We start from the raw sequence: 20,950 nt of genomic DNA, 5'->3' as shown, positions 1-20,950 counted from the left end.
TCTGAGGTGCCCGCCTCCCTCTCTTTGAAGGAAATGCAATGACCCGTCTCCGTGTCCTTTGTGCCGCCGTTGCCCTGGTTTGCGCCAGCGGCCAGGTACTCGCTGCCACCGCCAGTCACAACGCTGCTGCCGAGAAATTCCTGACCTTGGCCAACGCCGACAAGCTGGGCACCCCGGTGTACATGCAAGTGCAGCAGATGTTTGCCCAGCGTTTCGCCCAGACCAAGGCCCCGGCCGCCAAGCAGCCCGTACTGGAAAGCTACCAGGCCAAGGCCAATGCCGCGCTGGACAACGCCATCGGCTGGAACAAGCTGAAGCCGAAGATGGTCGACCTGTACACCCGCACCTTCACCGAGCAGGAACTGAAGGACCTGGTCAAGTTCTACGAATCGCCGCTGGGCAAGAAAGTGCTGCGTGAAATGCCCAAGGTCACCCAGCAGTCGGCACAGCTGACCCAGCAGAGCCTGGAGCCAGCCGTTCCGGTGGTGAACAAGCTGCTGGAAGACATGACCAAAGAGCTGGACCCGAACGCAGGCAAGGCCGCTGCCCCAGCGAAGAAGTGAGTACGCCGCAATGACTATGCAACAACGTATCGAACAGCAACTGGCCGCGCTGGCGCCGCAACACCTGGAAGTGCTCAATGAAAGTCACATGCACAGTCGTGGTCAGGAGACCCACTACAAGGCCGTGATCGTCAGCGAGCAGTTCGCCGGGCTGAACAGCGTCAAGCGCCACCAGAAGGTGTACGCCACCATGGGTGAGCTGATGGGCGAGATCCACGCCCTGGCCATCCACACCTACACCGCCGAAGAGTGGGCCAAGGTCGGCGTTGCACCGGCCTCGCCCGTGTGTGCGGGCGGCGGGCACTGAAACCGTTTTGTTGTTCTGGTAGAATCTGCATCACCCCAAGGGGGCCGCTTAGCGGCCCCCTGCTTTTTGTGCAACTGTCAAACCCGGTCCGCCCCTTACGAGGGCAACCACCTGGAGATTCCGTTACATGTCTCAAGCCATCGTCGTCGCGGCGCTGTACAAGTTCGTCACCCTGGAAGACTACGTCGAGCTGCGCGAGCCGCTGCTCAAGACCATGCTCGACAACAACGTCAAAGGCACCCTGCTGCTGGCCCAGGAGGGCATCAACGGCACCGTGTCAGGCACCCGGGAGGGCATTGATGGCCTGCTGACCTGGTTGCGCAACGACCCGCGTCTGGTCGATATCGACCATAAAGAGTCGTACTGCGACGAACAGCCGTTCTACCGCACCAAGGTCAAGCTCAAGAAAGAGATCGTCACCCTCGGCGTGCCGGGCGTAGACCCCAACCAGGCCGTTGGTACCTATGTCGAGCCCAAGGACTGGAACGCCCTGATCAGCGACCCGGAAGTGCTGCTGATCGACACCCGCAACGACTACGAAGTGGCCATCGGTACATTCAAGGGCGCCATCGACCCGAAGACCGAAACCTTCCGCGAGTTCCCGGAGTACATCAAGGCCAATTTCGACCCGAGCAAGCACAAGAAGGTCGCCATGTTCTGCACCGGCGGCATCCGTTGCGAAAAGGCCTCCAGCTACATGCTCGGTGAAGGCTTCGAGTCGGTCTATCATCTTAAGGGCGGCATCCTGAAATACTTCGAGGAAGTGCCTCAGGAAGAAAGCCTGTGGGACGGCGACTGCTTTGTCTTCGACAACCGGGTTACGGTGCGCCATGACCTGAGCGAAGGCGAGTACGACCAGTGCCACGCCTGCCGCCACCCGATCAATGCAGAGGAGCGCGCGTCCGAGCACTATTCGCCAGGTGTCAGCTGCCCGCATTGCTGGGACAGCCTAAGCGAGAAGACCCGGCGCAGTGCCATCGACCGGCAGAAGCAGATCGAGCTGGCCAAGGCCCGCAACCTGCCGCACCCGATCGGTTACAACTACAAAGCCGAGGCTTGAAGCATGTCTGCACGCCTGATCTATGTGATGGACCCGATGTGCTCCTGGTGCTGGGGTTTTGCGCCAGTGGCTGCGGCCCTGATCGCCCAGGCGCGTGAGGCAGGCGTGCCTGCCCACTTGGTACCGGGCGGGCTGCGCACTGGCGGCAGCGCCCTGGACAGCTCCACTCGCAAGTACATCCTGGAACACTGGCAGGCGGTGGCTGATGCTACCGGCCAGCCGTTCCGCTTCGAGGGGGCCATGCCTGACGGCTTCGTCTACGACACCGAGCCGGCCTGCCGCGCCCTGGTCACGGCCCGCGAGCTGGATGCCGAACGCGTCTGGCCGCTGCTGGCGTTGATCCAGCGTTCGTTCTACGAGCAGGGCGTCGATGTGACCATCGCGCCGCAGCTGGTCGAGCTAGCCTCGCAGTGTGGCTTCGACCGTGCCACGTTCGCCGAAACCTTCGCCCGTGCCGATACCCGTGCCGCCACCGCGGCCGACTTCGCCTGGGCTCAGGACCTGGGTATTGCCGGTTTCCCGACCCTGCTGGCCGAGCGCAATGGCCAACTGGCTTTGCTGACCAACGGCTATCAGCCGCTGGAGCGCCTGCAACCCTTGCTCGGCCGCTGGCTGCAGCAGGCCGCCTGTGCTTGATGTGCCTGGGTCACCCGACCCGGTACCGGGCAAGCCTTACACTGCGGGCGATCGACTGAGCTGGGCGGAAATCCGCCGCCTGGCCCTGCATCACAAGAAAAACCTCTGGTCCGCCAACCTTATAGCGTTACTGGCGGCATGTTGCAGCGTGCCCATTCCGCTGCTGCTGCCGCTGTTGGTGGACGAAGTGCTGCTCGGCCATGGTGACGCCGCGCTGAAGTGGATGAACCACCTGCTGCCGTCCGGCTGGCAGGTGGCAGCCGGCTACATCGGCCTGATGCTGGCGCTCACCTTGTGCCTGCGCCTGGCCGCGCTGGCGTTCAACGTCATCCAGTCCAAGCTGTTCGCCGGGCTGGCCAAGGACATTGTCTACCGCCTGCGCATCCGCCTGATCGAGCGGCTCAAGCGTATTTCGCTGAAGGAATACGAAAGCCTGGGCAGCGGCACGGTGACCACCCACCTGGTCACCGACCTGGACACCCTCGACAAGTTCGTTGGCGAAACTCTCAGCCGCTTCCTGGTGGCCATGCTGACCTTGACCGGCACGGCGGCCATCCTGATCTGGATGCACTGGCAGCTGGCTTTGCTGATCTTGCTGTTCAACCCGCTGGTGATCTACTTCACGGTGCAGTTGGGCAAGCGCGTCAAACACCTGAAAAAGCTTGAGAACGACAGCACCGCGCGCTTTACCCAGGCGCTGGCGGAAACCCTCGATGCCATCCAGGAAATCCGCGCCGGTAACCGCCAGGGTTACTTCCTTGGCCGCCTGGGCCTGCGTGCCCGCGAGGTGCGCGATTACGCCGTGGACTCGCAATGGAAAAGCGATGCCAGTGGCCGTGCCAGTGGCCTGCTGTTCCAGTTCGGCATCGACATTTTCCGCGCGGCGGCCATGCTGACCGTGCTGTTTTCCGATCTGTCGATCGGCCAGATGCTGGCGGTGTTCAGCTACCTGTGGTTCATGATCGGCCCGGTGGAGCAACTGCTTAATCTGCAATATGCGTACTACGCCGCAGGCGGTGCGCTGAGCCGCCTCAACGAACTGCTGGCGCGTGCCGACGAGCCGCAATACCCGGCCGCCAGCAACCCGTTCGCCGGGCGCGAAACGGTGGGCATTGAAGTGCGCGATCTGCGCTTTGCCTATGCCGACGAGCCGGTGCTCGACCACCTCGACCTGTCTATCGCTGCGGGTGAGAAGGTGGCGATTGTCGGTGCCAGCGGCGGCGGCAAGAGCACGTTGGTGCAGCTGTTGCTGGGCCTTTATAGCGCCCAGGCCGGGACCATTCGCTTTGGCGGTGCCAGCCTGCAGGAAATCGGCCTGGAAACCCTGCGCGAGAACGTCGCGGTGGTGTTGCAGCACCCGTCGCTGTTCAACGACAGCGTGCGTGCCAACCTGACCATGGGCCGCGACTGCAGCGATGATGCGTGCTGGCAGGCGCTGCGTATCGCCCAGCTGGATGCCACCATCGCCGCCTTGCCGCAGGGCCTGGACAGTGTGGTGGGGCGTTCAGGCGTGCGCTTGTCCGGTGGCCAGCGCCAGCGCCTGGCCATTGCCCGCATGGTGCTGGCTGAGCCCAAGGTGGTGATCCTCGACGAGGCCACCTCAGCCCTGGATGCTGCCACCGAGTACAACCTGCATCAGGCCTTGGCGCGCTTCCTCAGCGGCCGCACCACGCTGATCATCGCCCATCGGTTGTCGGCGGTGAAACAGGCCGACCGGGTGCTGGTGTTCGATGGCGGGCACGTGGCCGAAGACGGCGACCATCAGCAGCTGATAGCCGAGGGTGGGTTATATGCCAAGCTTTACGGGCACCTGCAGCAGAGCTGATTATCTGGCTGCCTTCACCGGGCTTGTGGGAGCAACTGTCTTGCTCAATTTCTAAAAGCTGGTGCGATCCCTGTGGGAGCGGGCTTGCCCGCGAACACGGGCGAAGCCCGTGCCATGTCTTCTTCGCGGGTAAACCCGCTCCAACAATGGCCAGCGCATACGCTGTACAAATTCCCCGATTCCTTGTCATAAAAATCCCCCCCACAGCGATGGCAAATGGCCTACGCTGTGCTTGTCTGGGTCGATTTACGCCTTATCTGCTCTGTGACAGGGACTCCATGAAGGGAAATCGCACACTCGAAGCGCCAAAGTTGCTCGGCATCACATGGCCTTTCATCGCCGTCGTGGTCCTTCAGGTCGCGTTGGGCAGCCTCAGCCTTTATACGCTTTCGGCCGTGCGCGCCTATGTCGCGGGCGAAAGCCTGTGGTCCAAGGCGCAGAAAGATGCCATCTACTACCTCAATCTGTACAGCGAGACGCGCGACGACAGCACCTACCAACGCTATCGCCAGGCCATTACCGTGCCTCAGGGGGATCATCGCCTGCGCGAGGTACTCGACCACCCCAACCCTGATCTGGACGCCGCGCGACAGGCGGTACTGCAAGGTGGCAACCACCCTGACGATGTCGCGCGGATCATCTGGTTCTACAGCAATTTCCGCCATGTCAGCTATATGCAGACAGCCATTGATTACTGGGACATCGGCGACGACTATCTGGCCAAACTGGATGTGCTGGCCGGTGAAATGCGCCAGCGTTTTGCCAGTGGCCCGGTGGATGCCGACACCGTCAGCGATTGGAAGGCCCGCATTGTCGCCATCAACGAAGGCGTGACCCCAGCGGCCAAGGCCTTCAGCGATGCCTTGGGCGAGGGCTCGCGCGCACTGCTCCGGGTGCTGCTGATCACCAACCTGCTGACCGCGATGTTCCTGATAGCGATTGCCTGGGGGCGCTCCAGCAAGCTGCTGGCCCAGCGCCAGGCCTTTGCCAGTGCCCTGCAGGAAGAAAAAGAGCGTGCGCAGATTACCCTGCAGGCCATCGGTGATGCGGTGATCACCACCGATGTCGAGGGCAATATCGGCTATATGAACCCGGCCGCCGAACAATTGACCCACTGGCAATCCGGCCAGGCTCAGGGCCTGCCACTGTCAGCGCTGTTCAGCCTGGTTGATGAGCACGCCGAGGATGATGGTCGCAGCCTGGTCGAACAGGTGCTCGGCGGTAGCCTCAAGGGCGGCTCCGAGCATGCCCGGCTGATCCAGCGCCTGGACGGCAGTACTGTGTCGATCAACCTGGTGGGCTCGCCGATTGTCAGTGATGGCCAGGTCAGTGGCATTGTGCTGGTGCTGCACGATATGACCCAGGAGCGCCAGTACATCGCCAATCTGTCCTGGCAGGCAACCCATGACGCCCTGACCGGGCTGGCCAACCGCCGCGAGTTCGAATACCGCCTGGAGCAGGCGCTCAACGACCTGGCGCGTCAGGCCGGGCGGCACTCGCTGATGTTCCTTGACCTCGACCAGTTCAAGCTGGTCAACGACACCTGTGGCCACGCGGCCGGCGATGAGTTGCTGCGGCACATCTGCGCGGTGCTGCAATCCGGCCTGCGTGAGGGCGATACGCTGGCGCGGCTGGGTGGCGATGAATTTGGCGTGCTGCTGGAAAACTGCCCGCCCGACCAGGCCGAGCGCATTGCCGAACAATTACGTCAACTGGTGCAGAGCCTGCACTTCGTATGGAAAGGGCGGCCGTTCGTGACCACGGTCAGCATTGGCCTGGTGCATATGGCCCAGGCCCCCGGCACCCTGGAGGCCTCTCTGCGCGCCGCCGACATGGCCTGCTACATGGCCAAGGAAAAGGGCCGAAACCGTGTGCAGGTGTACCACGCCGACGACAGCGAACTGTCCATGCGTTTTGGCGAAATGGCCTGGATCCAGCGCCTGCATGTGGCCCTGGAAGAAAACCGCTTTTGCCTCTACGCCCAGGAAATCGCCCCGCTTAAAACCTTCGAGGGCCCGGGCCATATCGAAATTCTGTTGCGCCTGCACGACGAAAGCGGCCGCACCATCCTGCCCAGCAGCTTCATCCCGGCCGCCGAGCGCTACGGCCTGATGACTGCGCTGGACCGCTGGGTGGTGCGCAATGTGTTCATGGTCATACGCCAGTGCCTGGAAGAAGGGCGTGAAGGGCCGTTGTCGACCTGTGCCATCAACCTGTCGGGCTCCAGCATTGGCGACGACAAGTTCCTTGAATACCTCCAGCGGTTGTTCGTCGAATACGCCATTCCGCCGCGGATGATCTGTTTCGAAATTACCGAAACCAGCGCCATTGCCAACCTGGGCAGCGCCATTCGCTTCATCAACGAGTTGAAAGGGCTGGGTTGCCGTTTCTCGCTTGATGATTTTTGCGCCGGCATGTCGTCGTTCGCCTATCTCAAGCATTTGCCCGTGGATTACCTGAAGATTGACGGGAGTTTCGTCAAGGACATGCTCGACGACCCGGTCAACCGGGCCATGGTCGAGGTCATCAACCATATCGGCCATGTGATGGGTAAGCGCACTATTGCCGAGTTCGTCGAAACACCCTTGATCGAGCAGGCCTTGCAGGAAATAGGCGTGGATTATGCCCAGGGCTACCTGATCGAACGCCCCCAGGTGTTCACCTGTGACAGTCTGCAGCGCCAACGGATCGCCGCCCGGCCTCTGTTGCAGCGAGCACCTGGCACGTTTCGCTAGTTGGAAATCACAAGGATCAAGGAGCTGAAAGTGATTGACGCATTCGTTCGTATCGGGCCTTTGATGGACCCCGCCAGCTACCCCCAATGGGCCCAGCAACTGATTGAAGACTGCCGCGAGAGCAAGCGACGGGTGGTTGAGCATGAGTTTTATGCCCGTCTACGCGATGGCCAGCTTAAGCAATCGACCATCCGTCAGTACTTGATCGGGGGCTGGCCGGTGGTGGAGCAGTTTTCGTTGTACATGGCGCATAACCTGACCAAAACCCGCTATGGCCGGCACCAGGGCGAAGACATGGCGCGGCGCTGGCTGATGCGCAACATCCGCGTCGAGCTCAACCATGCCGACTACTGGGTGAACTGGTGCCAGGCGCACGGTGTGCACCTGCACGAGTTGCAGGCGCAAGAAGTGCCGCCCGAGCTGAACGGCCTGAACGACTGGTGCTGGCGGGTGTGCGCCACCGAGAACCTGGCCATTTCCATGGCGGCTACCAACTACGCCATCGAAGGTGCGACCGGTGAATGGTCGGCGGTGGTGTGCTCGACCGACACCTATGCGCAGGGTTTTCCGGAAGAAGGGCGCAAGCGGGCGATGAAGTGGCTGAAGATGCATGCCCAATATGACGATGCGCACCCGTGGGAGGCGCTGGAAATCATCTGTACCCTGGCCGGTGAAAACCCGACCCTGGGGTTGCGCAACGAGCTGCGCAGGGCCATTTGCAAGAGCTACGACTGCATGTACCTGTTCCTGGAGCGCTGCATGCAGCTGGAAGGGCGCCAGCAAGGCCGTATGCGGCCGGCGTTGGCTGCCGGCTGATCGTTCGCCTGTAGCGGCCTCTTCGCGGGCTTGCCCGCTCCGACAGGCACTGCGCAGCCCTCAAGGACTGAGCCATACCTGTGGGAGGGGGCAAGCCCGCGAAGAGGCCAGTGCAGGTTTATTGAGCGTTGAACGCCTGCCCGTTCACTCCTGTGCTGTCCGGCCCCATCAGGTACAGGTATACCGGCATGATTTCTTCGGGCAGCGGGTTGTTCTGCGGGTTCTCGCCGGGGTAGGCCTGGGCCCGCATCGCCGTGCGCGTGGCGCCGGGGTTGATGCTGTTGGAGCGCACCGGCGCCACGCCTTCCAGTTCATCGGCCAAGGTCTGCATCAGGCCTTCGGTGGCGAACTTCGACACGCCATAAGCGCCCCAGTAAGCCCGGCCCTTGCGCCCGACGCTGCTGCTGGTGAACACCACCGAGGCGTCTTCCGACAGCTTCAGCAGCGGCAGCAGGGTGCTGGTGAGCATGAAGGTGGCATTGACGTTGATATGCATGACGCGCATGAAGTTGTCGCCTGACAGCTGTTCCAGCGGCGTGCGCGGGCCGATGATCGACGCATTGTTGAGCAGGCCATCGAGGCGACCGAACTGGTCTTCGATCATGGCCGCCAACTCGTCGTATTGGTGTGGCAGGGCGGTTTCCAGGTTGAACGGGATGACCACCGGCTGCGGGTGACCGGCGGCTTCGATCTGGTCGTAGACCTCGTTCAGGTTGGCCTCGGTCTTGCCCAGCAGCAGCACGGTGGCGCCCAGTGCGGCATAGGCCTTGGCAGCCGCGGCACCAATGCCACGGCCGGCACCGGTAACCAGGATGACCCGGCCTTGCAGCAGGTCGGGGCGGGCGGTGTAGTCGAACATTTCGTATCCCTATCTCGGCCCCTGTGGGAGCGGGCTTGCCCGCGAAGCTGGCGCCGCGGTGCAAGGCAAGGGCTTCGCCTCGTTCGCGGGCAAGCCCGCTCCCACAGGGTTCCTCGTCGTTGTCAGTTACGGTTCAGCAGCCGCACAGCGCGCTGTCGATCACTTTGCGCAGTTCCAGCGGGTGGTCGACCACCACGTCGGCACCCCAGTTGTTGGGGTTGTCCTCTGGATGAATATAGCCGTAGCGCACTGCCGCCGTGCGGGTGCCAGCGTCACGGCCAGACTCGATGTCGCGCAGGTCGTCGCCGACGAACAGCACACTGGCCGGGTCCAGGTTCAGCGTCTTGCAGGCCAGGATCAGCGGCTCGGGGTCGGGTTTGCTATTTTTCACGTGGTCCGGGCAGATCAACAGCGCCGAACGCTCGGCCAGGCCCAGTTGCTGCATGATCGGCTCGGCGAAGCGCACCGGCTTGTTGGTGACTACGCCCCACAGCAGGTTGCCTCTTTCGATGTCGGCCAGCAGCTCGGCCATGCCCTCGAACAGCTTGCTGTGCACCGCGCAGTCGCGCTGGTAACGCTCGAGGAACTCCAGGCGCAAGGCCTCGAAGCCGTCAGCATCCGGGTCCATGGCGAACGCAGTGGCAACCATGGCGCGGGCGCCACCCGAGATCACGCCACGGATCAGGTTGTCGTCAACGGCCGGCAGCCCGCGGTCGGCGAGCATGGCCTGGCAAATGGCGATGAAGTCCGGCGCCGTGTCCAGCAAGGTGCCGTCCATGTCGAAGAGTACTGCTCGCAAACGCATGCTTATTCCTCGCGCAGGGTCTGGATCATGTAGTTGACGTCGACGTCGCTGTTGAGCTTGTAGTGCTTGGTCAGCGGGTTGTAGGTGAGGCCGATGATGTCCTTCACCTGCAGGCCGGCATCGCGGCTCCAGGCGCCCAGCTCGGAGGGGCGGATGAACTTCTTGAAGTCATGGGTGCCGCGCGGCAGCATCTTCAGGATGTACTCGGCGCCGACGATGGCCAGCAGGTAGGCCTTGGGGTTGCGGTTGATGGTGGAGAAGAACACCTGGCCACCAGGCTTGACCATGCGGTAGCAGGCGCGAATCACCGAAGACGGGTCGGGCACGTGCTCGAGCATTTCCAGGCAGGTGACCACATCGAACTGTTCAGGCATTTCCTCGGCCAGGGCTTCGGCGGTGATCTGCCGGTATTCCACCTGCACGCCCGATTCCAGCTGGTGTAGCTGGGCCACCGCCAATGGCGCCTCGCCCATGTCGATACCGGTGACCGTGGCACCGCGCAGGGCCATGGCTTCGCTGAGGATGCCGCCACCGCAACCCACATCCAGCACTTTCTTGCCGGCCAGGCTGGCGCGCTCGTCGATCCAGTTGACGCGCAGCGGGTTGATTTCGTGCAGCGGCTTGAACTCGCTTTCGCGGTCCCACCAGCGGTGGGCCAGCGCTTCGAACTTGGCGATTTCGGCGCGGTCGACGTTGCTCATTGAACAGTCCTCTGAAACTTCGCAAAATTGCGTCGGAGTATACCCGAGCGCTCGGCCCCGAGGGTCGCTATAATCGCCGGCTTTTGATATCCGAATGACGGGGAGAGGCAATGCGCGAGCGACTTTTGGCGGCGGAGAAGGTGACCGCGATCCGCTGGCAGGGCGGCGCCTTGCACCTGCTCGACCAGCGCCTGCTGCCGTCGGAGGAGCGTTGGCTGGCCTGCGACAATGTTGCGCAGGTGGCCGCAGCCATCCGCGACATGGCGGTGCGCGGTGCCTCGGCAATCGGTATTGCCGCAGCTTACGGCCTGGTACTGGCGCTTGAAGAGCGGCTGGCCGAAGGCGGCGATTGGGAAATGGACCTGGAAGACGACTTTCTCACCCTGGCCGAAGCGCGTCCTACCGCCGCCAACTTGTTCTGGGCGCTGAACCGCATGCGCGAGCGCCTGCAGCGCCTGCGTCCGGAAGAGGACGTTCTGGCAGCGCTGGAGGCCGAAGCGGTGGCCATTCACGAAAGCGACCGTGAGGCCAACCTGACCATGGCCCAGCAGGGTATCGAACTGATCCGTCGCCATCAGGGCAATGCCCAGGCCCTGCTCACCTTCGGCAACGCCGGCGCCCTTGCCAGTGGCGGCTTTGGCACCGCGCTGGGGGTGATCCGTGCCGGCTACCTGGAAGGCATGGTCGAGCGGGTATATGCCGGTGAGACTCGCCCTTGGCTGCAGGGTTCGCGCCTGACCGGCTGGGAGCTGGCCAATGAGGGTATCCCGGTGACGCTTTGTGCCGACTCTGCGCTGGCCCACCTCATGAAGACCAAGGGTATCACCTGGGTGGTGGTGGGGGCGGACTGCATCGCTGCCAATGGCGACATGGCCGGCAAGATCGGCACCTATCAGCTGGCTGTCAGTGCCATGCACCATGGCGTGCGCTTCATGGTCGTGGCACCGAGCACCAGCATCGACCTGAACCTGGCCACGGGCGAGGATATCCCGCTGGAGGAGCGTGACGCCGACGAGTGGCTCGACTTTGGCGGTACCCGGGTGCCGCCGGGTGTCGAGGTGTTCAATCCGGTGTTCGATGTGACGCCGGCCGACCTGATCGATGTGATCGTGACCGAGCGCGGCATTGTCGAGCGTCCGGATGTTGCCAAGCTGGCTCAGCTGGTTTGCCGCAAGCGGTTGCATTGAGGGGGTGGTCGAGGTGGCATTGTGGGGTAGGGCGAGGTGGCATTGAGGGGTAGGGCGGTCGAGGTGTGTTGCCTGTGAGGGCGAGCGCCGCCCGCGCGGCGCATCGCGAGCTTTGCTCGCTCCTACGTTTGTTTCGGGCCAGTCATTCCTGTGGGATTTGCGCGCGAACGCCTTGGCGCATGTCTCGATATCGCGTCGTACAAACAAGGCGGTCGCGCGCGTCTGCCACTGGCGTTACTGGCCAGAAACAAACGTAGGAGCGAGCAAAGCTCGCGATGCGCCGCGCGGGCGGCGCTCGATTTCTGCCACCCCCTGAAACCCACGGCAAACACACCCGGCCATTGCGCAACGTCATGCCAGGCGGCGTGGTCTTGAGGGTATGGCGGTAGAGGGGCGTCGCCTGGGAGACCGAGCGCCGCCCGCGCGGCGCATCGCGAGCTGCGCTCGCTCCTACGTTTGTTTCGGGCCAATCATTCCTGTGGGATTTGTGCGCGTACGCCTTGGCGCATGTCTCGATATCGCGTCGTACAAACAAGGCGGTCGCGCGCGCCTGTCACAGGCGTTACTGGCCCGAAATAAACGTAGGAGCGAGCGCAGCTCGCGATGCGCCGCGCGGGCGGCGCTCGATATCTGCAACACCATAAAACCCACGGCAAACTCCCCCGGCTATTGCGCAACGTCATGCCAGGCGGTGTGGCCTTGAGGGTATGGCGGTAGAGGTGCGTCGCCTGGAAGACCGAGCGCCGCCCGCGCGGCGCATCGCGAGCTGCGCTCGCTCCTACGTTTGTTTCGGGCCAGTCATTCCTGTGGGATTTGCGCGCGTACGCCTTGGCGCATGCCGCGATATCGTGTGGTACGGGCCAGGCGGTCGCGCGCGTCTGCCACAGGCGTTACTGGCCCGAAACAAACGTAGGAGCGAGCGCAGCTCGCGATGCGCCGCGCGGGCGGCGCTCGGTCTTGCAGCCAACACAATATTCACGTCAAGCCCCCGTGCCACATCTCCCCACCGCCCCCGCCTTTGTGATAACATCCGGCAGTTTCCAAGACCGCCCATCACGGCGGCCTTCATTGCGCAGATCCATGGCACAACTCATTGATTTGTCGTAAGTCGTCGCACCCTTATGCGCTGCGGCGGCGAGCTTCGTTCGGCCCTTGATGGAGCTGCGAAGTTTCACCAGAAAAAGGAATCAGGCTTCTCATGGGCGAACTGGCCAAAGAAATCCTCCCGGTCAATATCGAAGACGAACTGAGACAGTCTTACCTCGACTACGCGATGAGCGTGATTGTCGGGCGAGCGCTGCCCGATGCGCGTGACGGCTTGAAGCCCGTGCATCGCCGCGTTCTCTATGCGATGAGCGAACTGGGCAACGACTGGAACAAGCCGTACAAGAAATCCGCCCGTGTGGTCGGTGACGTGATCGGTAAGTACCACCCGCACGGCGACACTGCGGTCTACGACACCATCGTGCGTATGGCCCAGCCGTTCTCGTTGCGCTACCTGCTGGTCGACGGTCAGGGCAACTTCGGTTCGGTGGACGGCGACAACGCTGCCGCCATGCGATACACCGAAGTGCGCATGACCAAACTGGCCCACGAGCTGCTGGCCGACCTGCACAAGGAAACCGTCGACTGGGTGCCCAACTACGACGGCACCGAGCAGATCCCGGCGGTCATGCCGACGCGTATTCCCAACCTGCTGGTCAACGGTTCCAGCGGTATTGCCGTGGGCATGGCGACCAACATTCCGCCACACAACCTCGGCGAGGTCATCGATGGCTGCCTGGCACTCATCGACAACCCGGAAGTCACCATCGATGAGCTGATGCAGCACATCCCTGGCCCGGACTTCCCGACTGCCGGCATCATCAACGGTCGCCAGGGCATCATCGAGGCCTATCGCACCGGCCGTGGCCGCATCTACATGCGCGCCCGCTCCGAAATCGAAGACATCGACAAGGTTGGCGGCCGCCAGCAGATCGTGATCACCGAGCTGCCGTACCAGCTGAACAAGGCTCGCCTGATCGAAAAGATTGCCGAGCTGGTCAAAGAGAAGAAGATCGAAGGCATCACCGAGCTGCGCGACGAGTCCGACAAGGACGGCATGCGCATCGTCATCGAGCTGCGTCGCGGCGAGGTGCCGGAGGTGGTGCTCAACAACCTCTACCAGCAAACCCAGCTGCAGAGCGTGTTCGGTATCAACGTGGTGGCCCTGGTCGACGGCCGTCCGCGCCTGCTCAACCTCAAGGACCTGCTCGAAGCGTTCGTCCGCCACCGCCGTGAAGTGGTGACCCGCCGTACGGTATTCGAGCTGCGCAAGGCCCGTGAGCGTGGCCATATCCTTGAAGGCCAGGCGGTCGCGCTGTCCAACATCGACCCGGTCATTGCCCTGATCAAGGCCTCGCCGACGCCGTCCGAAGCCAAGGAAGCCCTGGTTTCCACGCCGTGGGAATCCAGTGCCGTGCAGGTCATGGTCGAGCGCGCTGGCGCCGATTCCTGCCGCCCTGAGGACCTGCCGGAGCAGTACGGCCTGCATGACGGCAAGTACTTCCTGTCGCCGGAACAGGCCCAGGCCATTCTTGACCTGCGCCTGCACCGCCTGACCGGCCTGGAGCACGAGAAGCTGCTGGCCGAGTACCAGGAAATCCTCGAGCAGATCGGCGAGTTGATCCGCATCCTCAGCAGCGCCGAGCGCCTGATGGAAGTGATTCGCGAGGAGCTGGAGGCCATCCGTGCCGAGTACGGCGATGCCCGCCGCACCGAAATCCTCAATGCCAGCCACGACCTCAACTACGGCGACATGATCCCGGAAGAAGAGCGCGTGGTCACCATCTCCCATGGTGGTTATGCCAAGACCCAGCCATTGTCCGCCTACCAGGCCCAGCGCCGTGGCGGTAAGGGCAAGTCGGCGACCGGCGTGAAGGACGAGGACTACATCGAGCACCTGCTGGTCGCCAACAGCCACGCCACCCTGCTGCTGTTCTCCAGCAAGGGCAAGGTGTACTGGAAGAAAACCTACGAAATCCCCGAAGCGTCCCGCGCTGCCCGTGGTCGCCCGCTGGTCAACCTGCTGCCGCTGGAGGAGGGTGAGCGCATCACCGCCATGCTGCAGATCGACCTCGAAGCGCTGCAGCAGAACGCCGACCTCGACGAAGAACTGGACGAGGCTGAAGACGCCGTGCTCGAGGGTGAGCTGGTAGAGGCCGAGGAAGTCGACGAAGAAGACGGTGACACCCCGGAGTGGGTTGCAGAGCCGACCGGCGCGTACATCTTCATGGCGACCGCTTCCGGCACCGTCAAGAAGACCCCGCTGGTGCAGTTCGCCCGTCCTCGTTCCAACGGCCTGATCGCCCTGAAGCTGAAGGAAGGTGACACCCTGATTGCCGCGGCCATCACCGATGGCGCCAAGGAAGTCATGATGTTCTCCGACGCTGGCAAGGTCATCCGCTTTGCCGAGAGCGTCGTGCGTGAAATGGGTCGCAACGCCCGTGGTGTGCGCGGCATGAAGCTGGGCAAAGGCCAGCGGATCATTTCGATGCTGATCCCCGAGTCCGGCTCGCAGATCCTCACCGCCTCCGAGCGTGGCTTTGGCAAGCGCACTCCGCTGTCCAAGTTCCCGCGTCGCGGCCGCGGTGGCCAGGGTGTGATCGCCATGGGTACCAAGGGGCGCAACGGCCTGCTGATCGGTGCTATCCAGGTGCAGGAAGGTGAGGAAATCATGCTGATTTCCGACCAGGGCACGCTGGTTCGCACCCGGGTTGGCGAGGTGTCCAGCCTGAGCCGCAACACCCAGGGTGTTACGCTGATCAAGCTGGCGGCCGATGAGACGCTGGTGGGCCTGGAGCGTATCCAGGAGCCGTCCGAGGACGAACTCGATGAAGTGATCGAGACGGACGAGGAGGGTGTCGAGGCTGCAGCGCCAGACAATGAAAATGAAGAAGCTGCGGGTGCCGACGAGGCCCCGCAAGAGTAAGCAAGCGTAAACCCGAGCGGGGCGACCAAGGTCGCCCCGTTTGACTGTGTAGGAGCGGGCTTGCCCGCGATGCAGGCGCCACCGATCCTGCATGGAATGTGGCCACCGAATTACGATTTTGTTCTATTTGGCAGAGCGAGAGTGGATGTGAGCAAACGAGCCTTTAACTTCTGCGCAGGCCCTGCCGCGCTTCCTGACGCTGTCCTGCAGCGCGCACAGGCCGAGATGCTGGACTGGCGTGGCAAGGGCTTGTCGGTGATGGAAATGAGCCATCGCAGCGACGATTATGTGGCCATCGCCGAAAAGGCCGAGCAGGACTTGCGTGACCTGCTGTCCGTCCCCTCCAACTACAAGGTGCTGTTCCTGCAAGGGGGCGCCAGCCAGCAGTTTGCTGAAATCCCGCTGAACCTGCTGCCGGAAAACGGCACTGCCGACTACATCGAAACCGGCATCTGGTCGAAAAAGGCCATCGAGGAAGCGCGCCGTTTCGGCAACGTCAACGTCGCCGCCACTGCCAAGCCTTACGACTACCTGGCCATCCCCGGCCAGAACGAGTGGAACCTGACCGAAAACGCTGCCTACGTGCACTATGCGTCCAACGAGACCATCGGTGGCCTGCAGTTTGACTGGGTGCCGCAGACCGGTGACGTGCCGTTGGTGGTCGATATGTCGTCCGACATCCTCTCGCGCCCGATCGATGTGTCGCAGTACGGCCTGATCTACGCCGGCGCGCAGAAGAATATCGGCCCAAGCGGCCTGGTGGTGGTGATCGTGCGCGAAGACCTGTTGGGCCATGCCCGCAGCAGTTGCCCGACCATGCTCGATTACAAGGTTTCGGCTGACAACGGGTCGATGTACAACACCCCGGCCACCTACTCCTGGTACCTCTCGGGTCTGGTCTTCGAGTGGCTGAAAGAGCAGGGTGGTGTTGATGCCATGGAGCAGCGCAACCGTGCCAAGAAAGATCGCCTTTACGGCTTCATCGACCGCAGCGAGTTCTACACCAACCCGATCAGCGTCAACGCCCGTTCGTGGATGAACGTACCGTTCCGCCTGGCTGACGAGCGCCTGGACAAGGCCTTCCTCGCGGGCGCCGACGCGCGTGGCCTGCTCAACCTCAAGGGCCACCGTTCGGTTGGCGGCATGCGCGCCTCCATCTACAACGCCCTGGGCCTGGAAGCGGTAGAAGCGCTGGTAGGCTACATGGCTGAATTCGAGAAGGAGCATGGCTGATATGTCCGAACAGGAGCTCAAGGCGCTGCGCGTGCGCATCGACAGCCTCGACGAGAAAATCCTCGAGCTGATCAGCGACCGCGCGCGCTGCGCCGAAGAAGTTGCCCGGGTCAAGACTGCCTCGCTGAAAGAAGGCGAGAAACCGGTGTTCTACCGTCCCGAGCGTGAAGCTGCGGTGCTCAAGCGCGTGATGGAGCGCAACAAAGGCCCGCTGGGCAACGAAGAGATGGCGCGGTTGTTCCGCGAAATCATGTCGTCGTGCCTGGCCTTGGAAGAGCCGTTGAAAATCGCCTACCTCGGCCCTGAAGGCACATTCACCCAGGCTGCGGCCATGAAACACTTCGGTCACGCGGTGATCAGTCGGCCGATGGCGGCCATCGACGAAGTGTTCCGTGAGGTGGCGGCCGGTGCCGTCAACTTCGGTGTGGTGCCGGTGGAAAACTCCACTGAAGGTGCGGTCAGCCACACCCTGGACAGCTTCCTCGAGCATGACATGGTGATTTGCGGTGAGGTTGAGCTGCGTATTCACCACCACCTGCTGGTGGGCGAGAACACCAAGACCGACAGCATCACCCGCATCTACTCCCACGCCCAGTCGCTGGCCCAGTGCCGCAAGTGGCTGGACGCGCACTATCCGAACGTGGAGCGCGTAGCCGTATCGAGCAATGCCGAAGCGGCCAAGCGGGTCAAGGGCGAGTGGAATTCGGCGGCGATCGCCGGTGACATGGCGGCCAACCTGTACGGCCTGACCCGTCTGGCCGAGAAGATCGAAGATCGCCCGGACAACTCCACGCGCTTCCTGATGATCGGCAACCAGGAAGTACCGCCGACCGGCGACGACAAGACCTCGATCATCGTTTCGATGAGCAACAAGCCAGGTGCCTTGCATGAGTTGCTGGTGCCGTTCTATCAGAACGGCATCGACCTGACCCGTATCGAGACCCGCCCGTCGCGCAGCGGCAAGTGGACCTACGTGTTCTTCATCGACTTCGTCGGCCACCACCGCGACCCGCTGATCAAGGCGGTGCTCGAGCAGATCAGCCAGGAGGCTGTGGCGCTGAAGGTGCTGGGCTCTTATCCGAAGGCGGTGCTTTGATTCAGGGGCCTTGGGGCTGCCTTGCAGCCCTTCGCGGGCATGCCCGCTCCCACAGTGAGCATGTGATGCCGATCTCTGTGGGAGCGGGCGAGCCCGCGAAGGGCCGCGCCGCGGCCCCAATGGCCCTCACAGGCTACCTAGATTTCTGAACAGGGTTCGCACCAGTGGTAAATGCAGCAAAAACCAAACCCGCACCCATCATCGACCGTCTGGTCGTGGTCGGCCTGGGCCTGATCGGTGGCTCGTTCGCCAAGGGCCTGCGTGAGAGCGGCCTGTGCCGTGAAGTGGTCGGTGTCGACCTGGATGCCCCCTCGCGCAAGCAGGCTGTGGCCTTGGGGGTGGTCGACCGCTGCGAAGAAGACCTCGCCGCCGCTTGCGTGGGGGCCGATGTCATCCAGCTGGCCGTACCGATCCTGGCCATGGAAAAAGTCCTGGCGCGCCTGGCCGTGCTCGACCTGGGTGATGCAATCATCACCGACGTCGGCAGTGCCAAGGGCAACGTCGTGCGTGAGGCACGCGCCGTCTTCGGTGCGCGCCTGCCGCGCTTCGTCCCGGGTCACCCCATCGCCGGTTCCGAACAGAGCGGGGTAGAGGCCTCCAACGCCACCTTGTTCCGCCGGCACAAGGTCATCCTCACGCCGCTGGCCGAAACCGACCCCGCCGCGCTGGCCATGGTTGACCGCCTGTGGCGTGCGCTGGATGCCGATGTGGAGCACATGTCGGTCGAGCGCCATGACGAAGTACTGGCCGCCACCAGCCATCTGCCACACCTGCTGGCCTTTGGCCTGGTCGACTCGCTGGCCAAACGCAATGAAAACCTCGAGATCTTCCGGTACGCTGCGGGTGGATTCCGCGATTTCACAAGAATCGCCGGCAGCGACCCGACCATGTGGCATGACATCTTCCTCGCCAACCGCGACGCTGTCCTGCGCACACTTGATACATATCGCAGCGATCTCGACGCCTTGCGCGACGCGATCGCTGAAGGGGATGGGCACCAGCTGCTGGGTGTATTCACCCGCGCACGGGCTGCCCGCGAGCATTTCAGTAAAATCCTGGCCCGCCGGGCCTATGTGGACGCTATGAACGCCAACGATCTGATTTTCCAGGCCCAACCGGGTGGCCGCCTGAACGGGCGGATCCGTGTACCGGGCGACAAGTCGATTTCCCATCGCTCGATCATGCTCGGCTCGCTGGCCGAAGGTACTACCGAGGTCGAAGGCTTCCTCGAAGGCGAAGACGCGCTGGCGACCCTGCAGGCATTCCGTGACATGGGTGTGGTCATCGAAGGCCCCAACCACGGTCGTGTGACCATTCACGGCGTGGGGCTGCATGGCCTCAAGCCGCCACCAGGGCCGCTGTACGTGGGTAACTCCGGTACCTCGATGCGCCTGTTGTCGGGCCTGTTGGCCGGTCAGTCGTTCGATGTGACCATGACCGGCGACGCCTCGCTGTCCAAGCGCCCGATGAACCGTGTGGCCAACCCGCTGCGCGAAATGGGTGCTGTGGTCGAGACCGGCCCGGACGGCCGCCCGCCGCTGACCATCCGTGGTGGCCACAAGCTCAAAGGGCTGACCTACACGCTGCCGATGGCTAGCGCCCAGGTCAAATCCTGCCTGCTGCTGGCCGGCCTGTACGCCGAAGGCAAGACCACTGTCACCGAGCCTGCGCCTACCCGTGACCACACCGAGCGGATGCTGCGCGGTTTTGGCTACTCGGTCGACAGCAATGGCCCGGTTGCCTCGCTACAGTCCGGTGGCAAGCTGACCGCTACCCGCATCGAAGTGCCGGCTGACATTTCCTCGGCAGCGTTCTTCCTGGTGGCAGCGTCTATCGCTGAAGGCTCCGAGCTGGTGCTGGAGCATGTCGGCATCAACCCGACCCGTACCGGCGTGATCGACATCCTGCGCCTGATGGGCGGCGACATCACCCTGGAAAACCAGCGTGAAGTGGGCGGTGAGCCAGTGGCCGACCTGCGTGTGCGCGGTGCCAAGCTGAAGGGTATCGACATTCCTGAAGCGTTGGTGCCGCTGGCCATCGACGAATTCCCGGTCTTGTTCGTGGCTGCTGCCTGCGCCGAAGGGCGTACCGTGCTGCGTGGCGCCGAAGAGCTGCGCGTGAAGGAGTCCGATCGCATCCAGGTGATGGCCGATGGCCTCATCACCTTGGGCATCAAGTGTGAGCCGACCCCGGACGGCATCATCATCGACGGCGGCCAGTTGGGCGGCGGCGAAGTGCATGGGCATGGTGACCACCGCATTGCCATGGCCTTCAGTGTGGCCTCGCTGCGCGCCAGTGCGCCGATCCGCATTCACGACTGCGCCAACGTCGCCACCTCGTTCCCCAACTTCCTGGCGCTGTGCGCCGAAGTGGGGATTCGCGTGGCAGAAGAGGGCAAGTCGTGAATTCAATGGCACCGGTTATCACTATCGACGGGCCAAGCGGCTCGGGCAAGGGCACGGTCGCCGGGCTGATGGCCCGCGAGCTGGGCTGGAAGCTGCTGGACTCCGGCGCGCTGTATCGCTTGCTGGCATTCAATGCGAGCAACCACGGCGTCGATCTGACCAACGAAGAACTGCTGACCAAGCTTGCCGCCCATCTGGATGTGCAGTTCATTGCTGCCGAGCCCGGTAAGCTGCAGCAGATCATCCTTGAGGGTGAGGACGTCAGCAACGTCATCCGTACCGAAACCGTCGGTGCCGGTGCATCGATGGTGGCCTCGCTGCCGGCGGTGCGTGATGCGCTGCTGGTACGTCAGCGTGAGTTCCGCGAAGTGCCGGGGCTGATTGCTGACGGGCGCGACATGGGTACCGTGGTGTTCCCGGACGCGCCATTGAAGGTCTTCCTCACCGCCAGTGCGGAGGAACGCGCACGTCGCCGCTACCTGCAGTTGAAGGGCAAGGGTGAAGATGTTAGTCTGTCGAGTCTGCTGGATGAGATTCGTGCACGTGATGAGCGTGACACCCAACGTGCAGTGGCCCCGCTGAAACCAGCGGCCGATGCCATTCAGTTGGACTCTACCGAGTTGTCCATCGAGCAGGTGTTGCAACGTATCAGAAGCGAGATCGCCCAGCGCGACCTTATCTGATAGCCAGGAAAGCAGGCAGGGGCACCAGTCAACGTCCTGCCGGCTTTCCTTTACTTAAAACGAACCCAC

Annotated in this window: 16 protein-coding genes; 13 read left to right on the top strand and 3 right to left on the bottom strand. The window is 63.0% G+C overall.

Annotated elements, in window-relative coordinates; translation table 11 throughout:
* The first annotated feature begins 38 nt into the window (after nt 1-38).
* From GST84_19675 to GST84_19645, 7 genes are all read left to right on the top strand, one after another.
* On the top strand, nt 39-563 hold the full coding sequence (locus tag GST84_19675; GenBank protein XGB14421.1) for a DUF2059 domain-containing protein: 525 nt from the start codon (nt 39-41) through the stop codon (nt 561-563).
* 10 nt (nt 564-573) lie between these two features.
* Nucleotides 574-870 (top strand): BolA/IbaG family iron-sulfur metabolism protein, encoded by a 297-nt coding sequence (locus tag GST84_19670; protein XGB14420.1) that lies wholly within the window; start codon nt 574-576, stop codon nt 868-870.
* Nucleotides 871-997: 127 nt separating this feature from the next.
* Nucleotides 998-1,930 (top strand): rhodanese-related sulfurtransferase, encoded by a 933-nt coding sequence (locus tag GST84_19665; GenBank protein XGB14419.1) that lies wholly within the window; start codon nt 998-1,000, stop codon nt 1,928-1,930.
* A gap of 3 nt (nt 1,931-1,933) precedes the next feature.
* Nucleotides 1,934-2,566 (top strand): DsbA family protein, encoded by a 633-nt coding sequence (locus GST84_19660; GenBank protein XGB14418.1) that lies wholly within the window; start codon nt 1,934-1,936, stop codon nt 2,564-2,566.
* Nucleotides 2,559-4,391, top strand: coding sequence for an ATP-binding cassette domain-containing protein (locus GST84_19655; protein ID XGB14417.1), 1,833 nt, complete (start codon nt 2,559-2,561; stop codon nt 4,389-4,391). Before GST84_19660 ends, GST84_19655 begins: the two co-directional genes overlap by 8 nt.
* Before the next feature lie 278 nt (nt 4,392-4,669).
* Nucleotides 4,670-7,126 carry an EAL domain-containing protein gene (locus GST84_19650; protein XGB14416.1) on the top strand — a complete coding sequence of 819 codons (2,457 nt, stop codon included), beginning with the start codon at nt 4,670-4,672 and terminating at the stop codon, nt 7,124-7,126.
* 30 nt (nt 7,127-7,156) lie between these two features.
* The gene (locus GST84_19645) at nt 7,157-7,942 is read left to right on the top strand and encodes a TenA family transcriptional regulator (protein ID XGB14415.1); all 786 of its coding nucleotides are present in this window, start codon (nt 7,157-7,159) and stop codon (nt 7,940-7,942) included.
* Nucleotides 7,943-8,060: 118 nt separating this feature from the next.
* Here GST84_19645 and GST84_19640 read toward each other — a convergent pair whose 3' ends face one another.
* The 3 genes from GST84_19640 to GST84_19630 form a co-directional block, all read right to left on the bottom strand.
* Nucleotides 8,061-8,801: a YciK family oxidoreductase gene (locus GST84_19640; GenBank protein XGB14414.1), complete on the bottom strand. Its 741-nt coding sequence runs from the start codon at nt 8,799-8,801 to the stop codon at nt 8,061-8,063.
* Between the two features lie 133 nt (nt 8,802-8,934).
* Complete coding sequence (gene mupP / locus GST84_19635; protein ID XGB14413.1) at nt 8,935-9,606, bottom strand: N-acetylmuramic acid 6-phosphate phosphatase MupP; 672 nt, start codon at nt 9,604-9,606, stop codon at nt 8,935-8,937.
* Nucleotides 9,607-9,608: 2 nt separating this feature from the next.
* Nucleotides 9,609-10,307 carry a bifunctional 3-demethylubiquinone 3-O-methyltransferase/2-octaprenyl-6-hydroxy phenol methylase gene (locus GST84_19630; GenBank protein XGB14412.1) on the bottom strand — a complete coding sequence of 233 codons (699 nt, stop codon included), beginning with the start codon at nt 10,305-10,307 and terminating at the stop codon, nt 9,609-9,611.
* Nucleotides 10,308-10,417: 110 nt separating this feature from the next.
* On the opposite strand from GST84_19630, the gene mtnA reads away from it, so the two are divergent.
* The 6 genes from mtnA to GST84_19600 all read left to right on the top strand — a co-directional run bounded on the left by mtnA (nt 10,418) and on the right by GST84_19600 (nt 20,881).
* The gene (gene mtnA / locus GST84_19625; protein ID XGB14411.1) at nt 10,418-11,494 is read left to right on the top strand and encodes an S-methyl-5-thioribose-1-phosphate isomerase; all 1,077 of its coding nucleotides are present in this window, start codon (nt 10,418-10,420) and stop codon (nt 11,492-11,494) included.
* A 1,198-nt stretch (nt 11,495-12,692) separates the two neighbouring features.
* Nucleotides 12,693-15,464 (top strand): DNA gyrase subunit A, encoded by a 2,772-nt coding sequence (gene gyrA / locus GST84_19620; protein XGB14410.1) that lies wholly within the window; start codon nt 12,693-12,695, stop codon nt 15,462-15,464.
* Between the two features lie 147 nt (nt 15,465-15,611).
* Complete coding sequence (serC, locus tag GST84_19615; GenBank protein XGB14409.1) at nt 15,612-16,697, top strand: 3-phosphoserine/phosphohydroxythreonine transaminase; 1,086 nt, start codon at nt 15,612-15,614, stop codon at nt 16,695-16,697.
* A 1-nt stretch (nt 16,698) separates the two neighbouring features.
* Nucleotides 16,699-17,793, top strand: coding sequence for a prephenate dehydratase (gene pheA, locus GST84_19610; GenBank protein ID XGB14408.1), 1,095 nt, complete (start codon nt 16,699-16,701; stop codon nt 17,791-17,793).
* Between the two features lie 164 nt (nt 17,794-17,957).
* A complete protein-coding gene (locus tag GST84_19605; protein XGB14407.1) occupies nt 17,958-20,198 on the top strand; it encodes a bifunctional prephenate dehydrogenase/3-phosphoshikimate 1-carboxyvinyltransferase in 2,241 nt (746 codons plus the stop codon).
* Nucleotides 20,195-20,881, top strand: a complete 687-nt coding sequence (locus GST84_19600) for a (d)CMP kinase (GenBank protein XGB14406.1) — start codon at nt 20,195-20,197, stop codon at nt 20,879-20,881. Before GST84_19605 ends, GST84_19600 begins: the two co-directional genes overlap by 4 nt.
* The last annotated feature ends 69 nt before the right edge of the window (nt 20,882-20,950 follow it).

Origin of the sequence: Pseudomonas putida, from assembly GCA_041879295.1 — a bacterium.
Lineage (GTDB): Bacteria > Pseudomonadota > Gammaproteobacteria > Pseudomonadales > Pseudomonadaceae > Aquipseudomonas > Aquipseudomonas putida_Y.
This window is presented reverse-complemented; position numbering and strand designations above follow the sequence as displayed.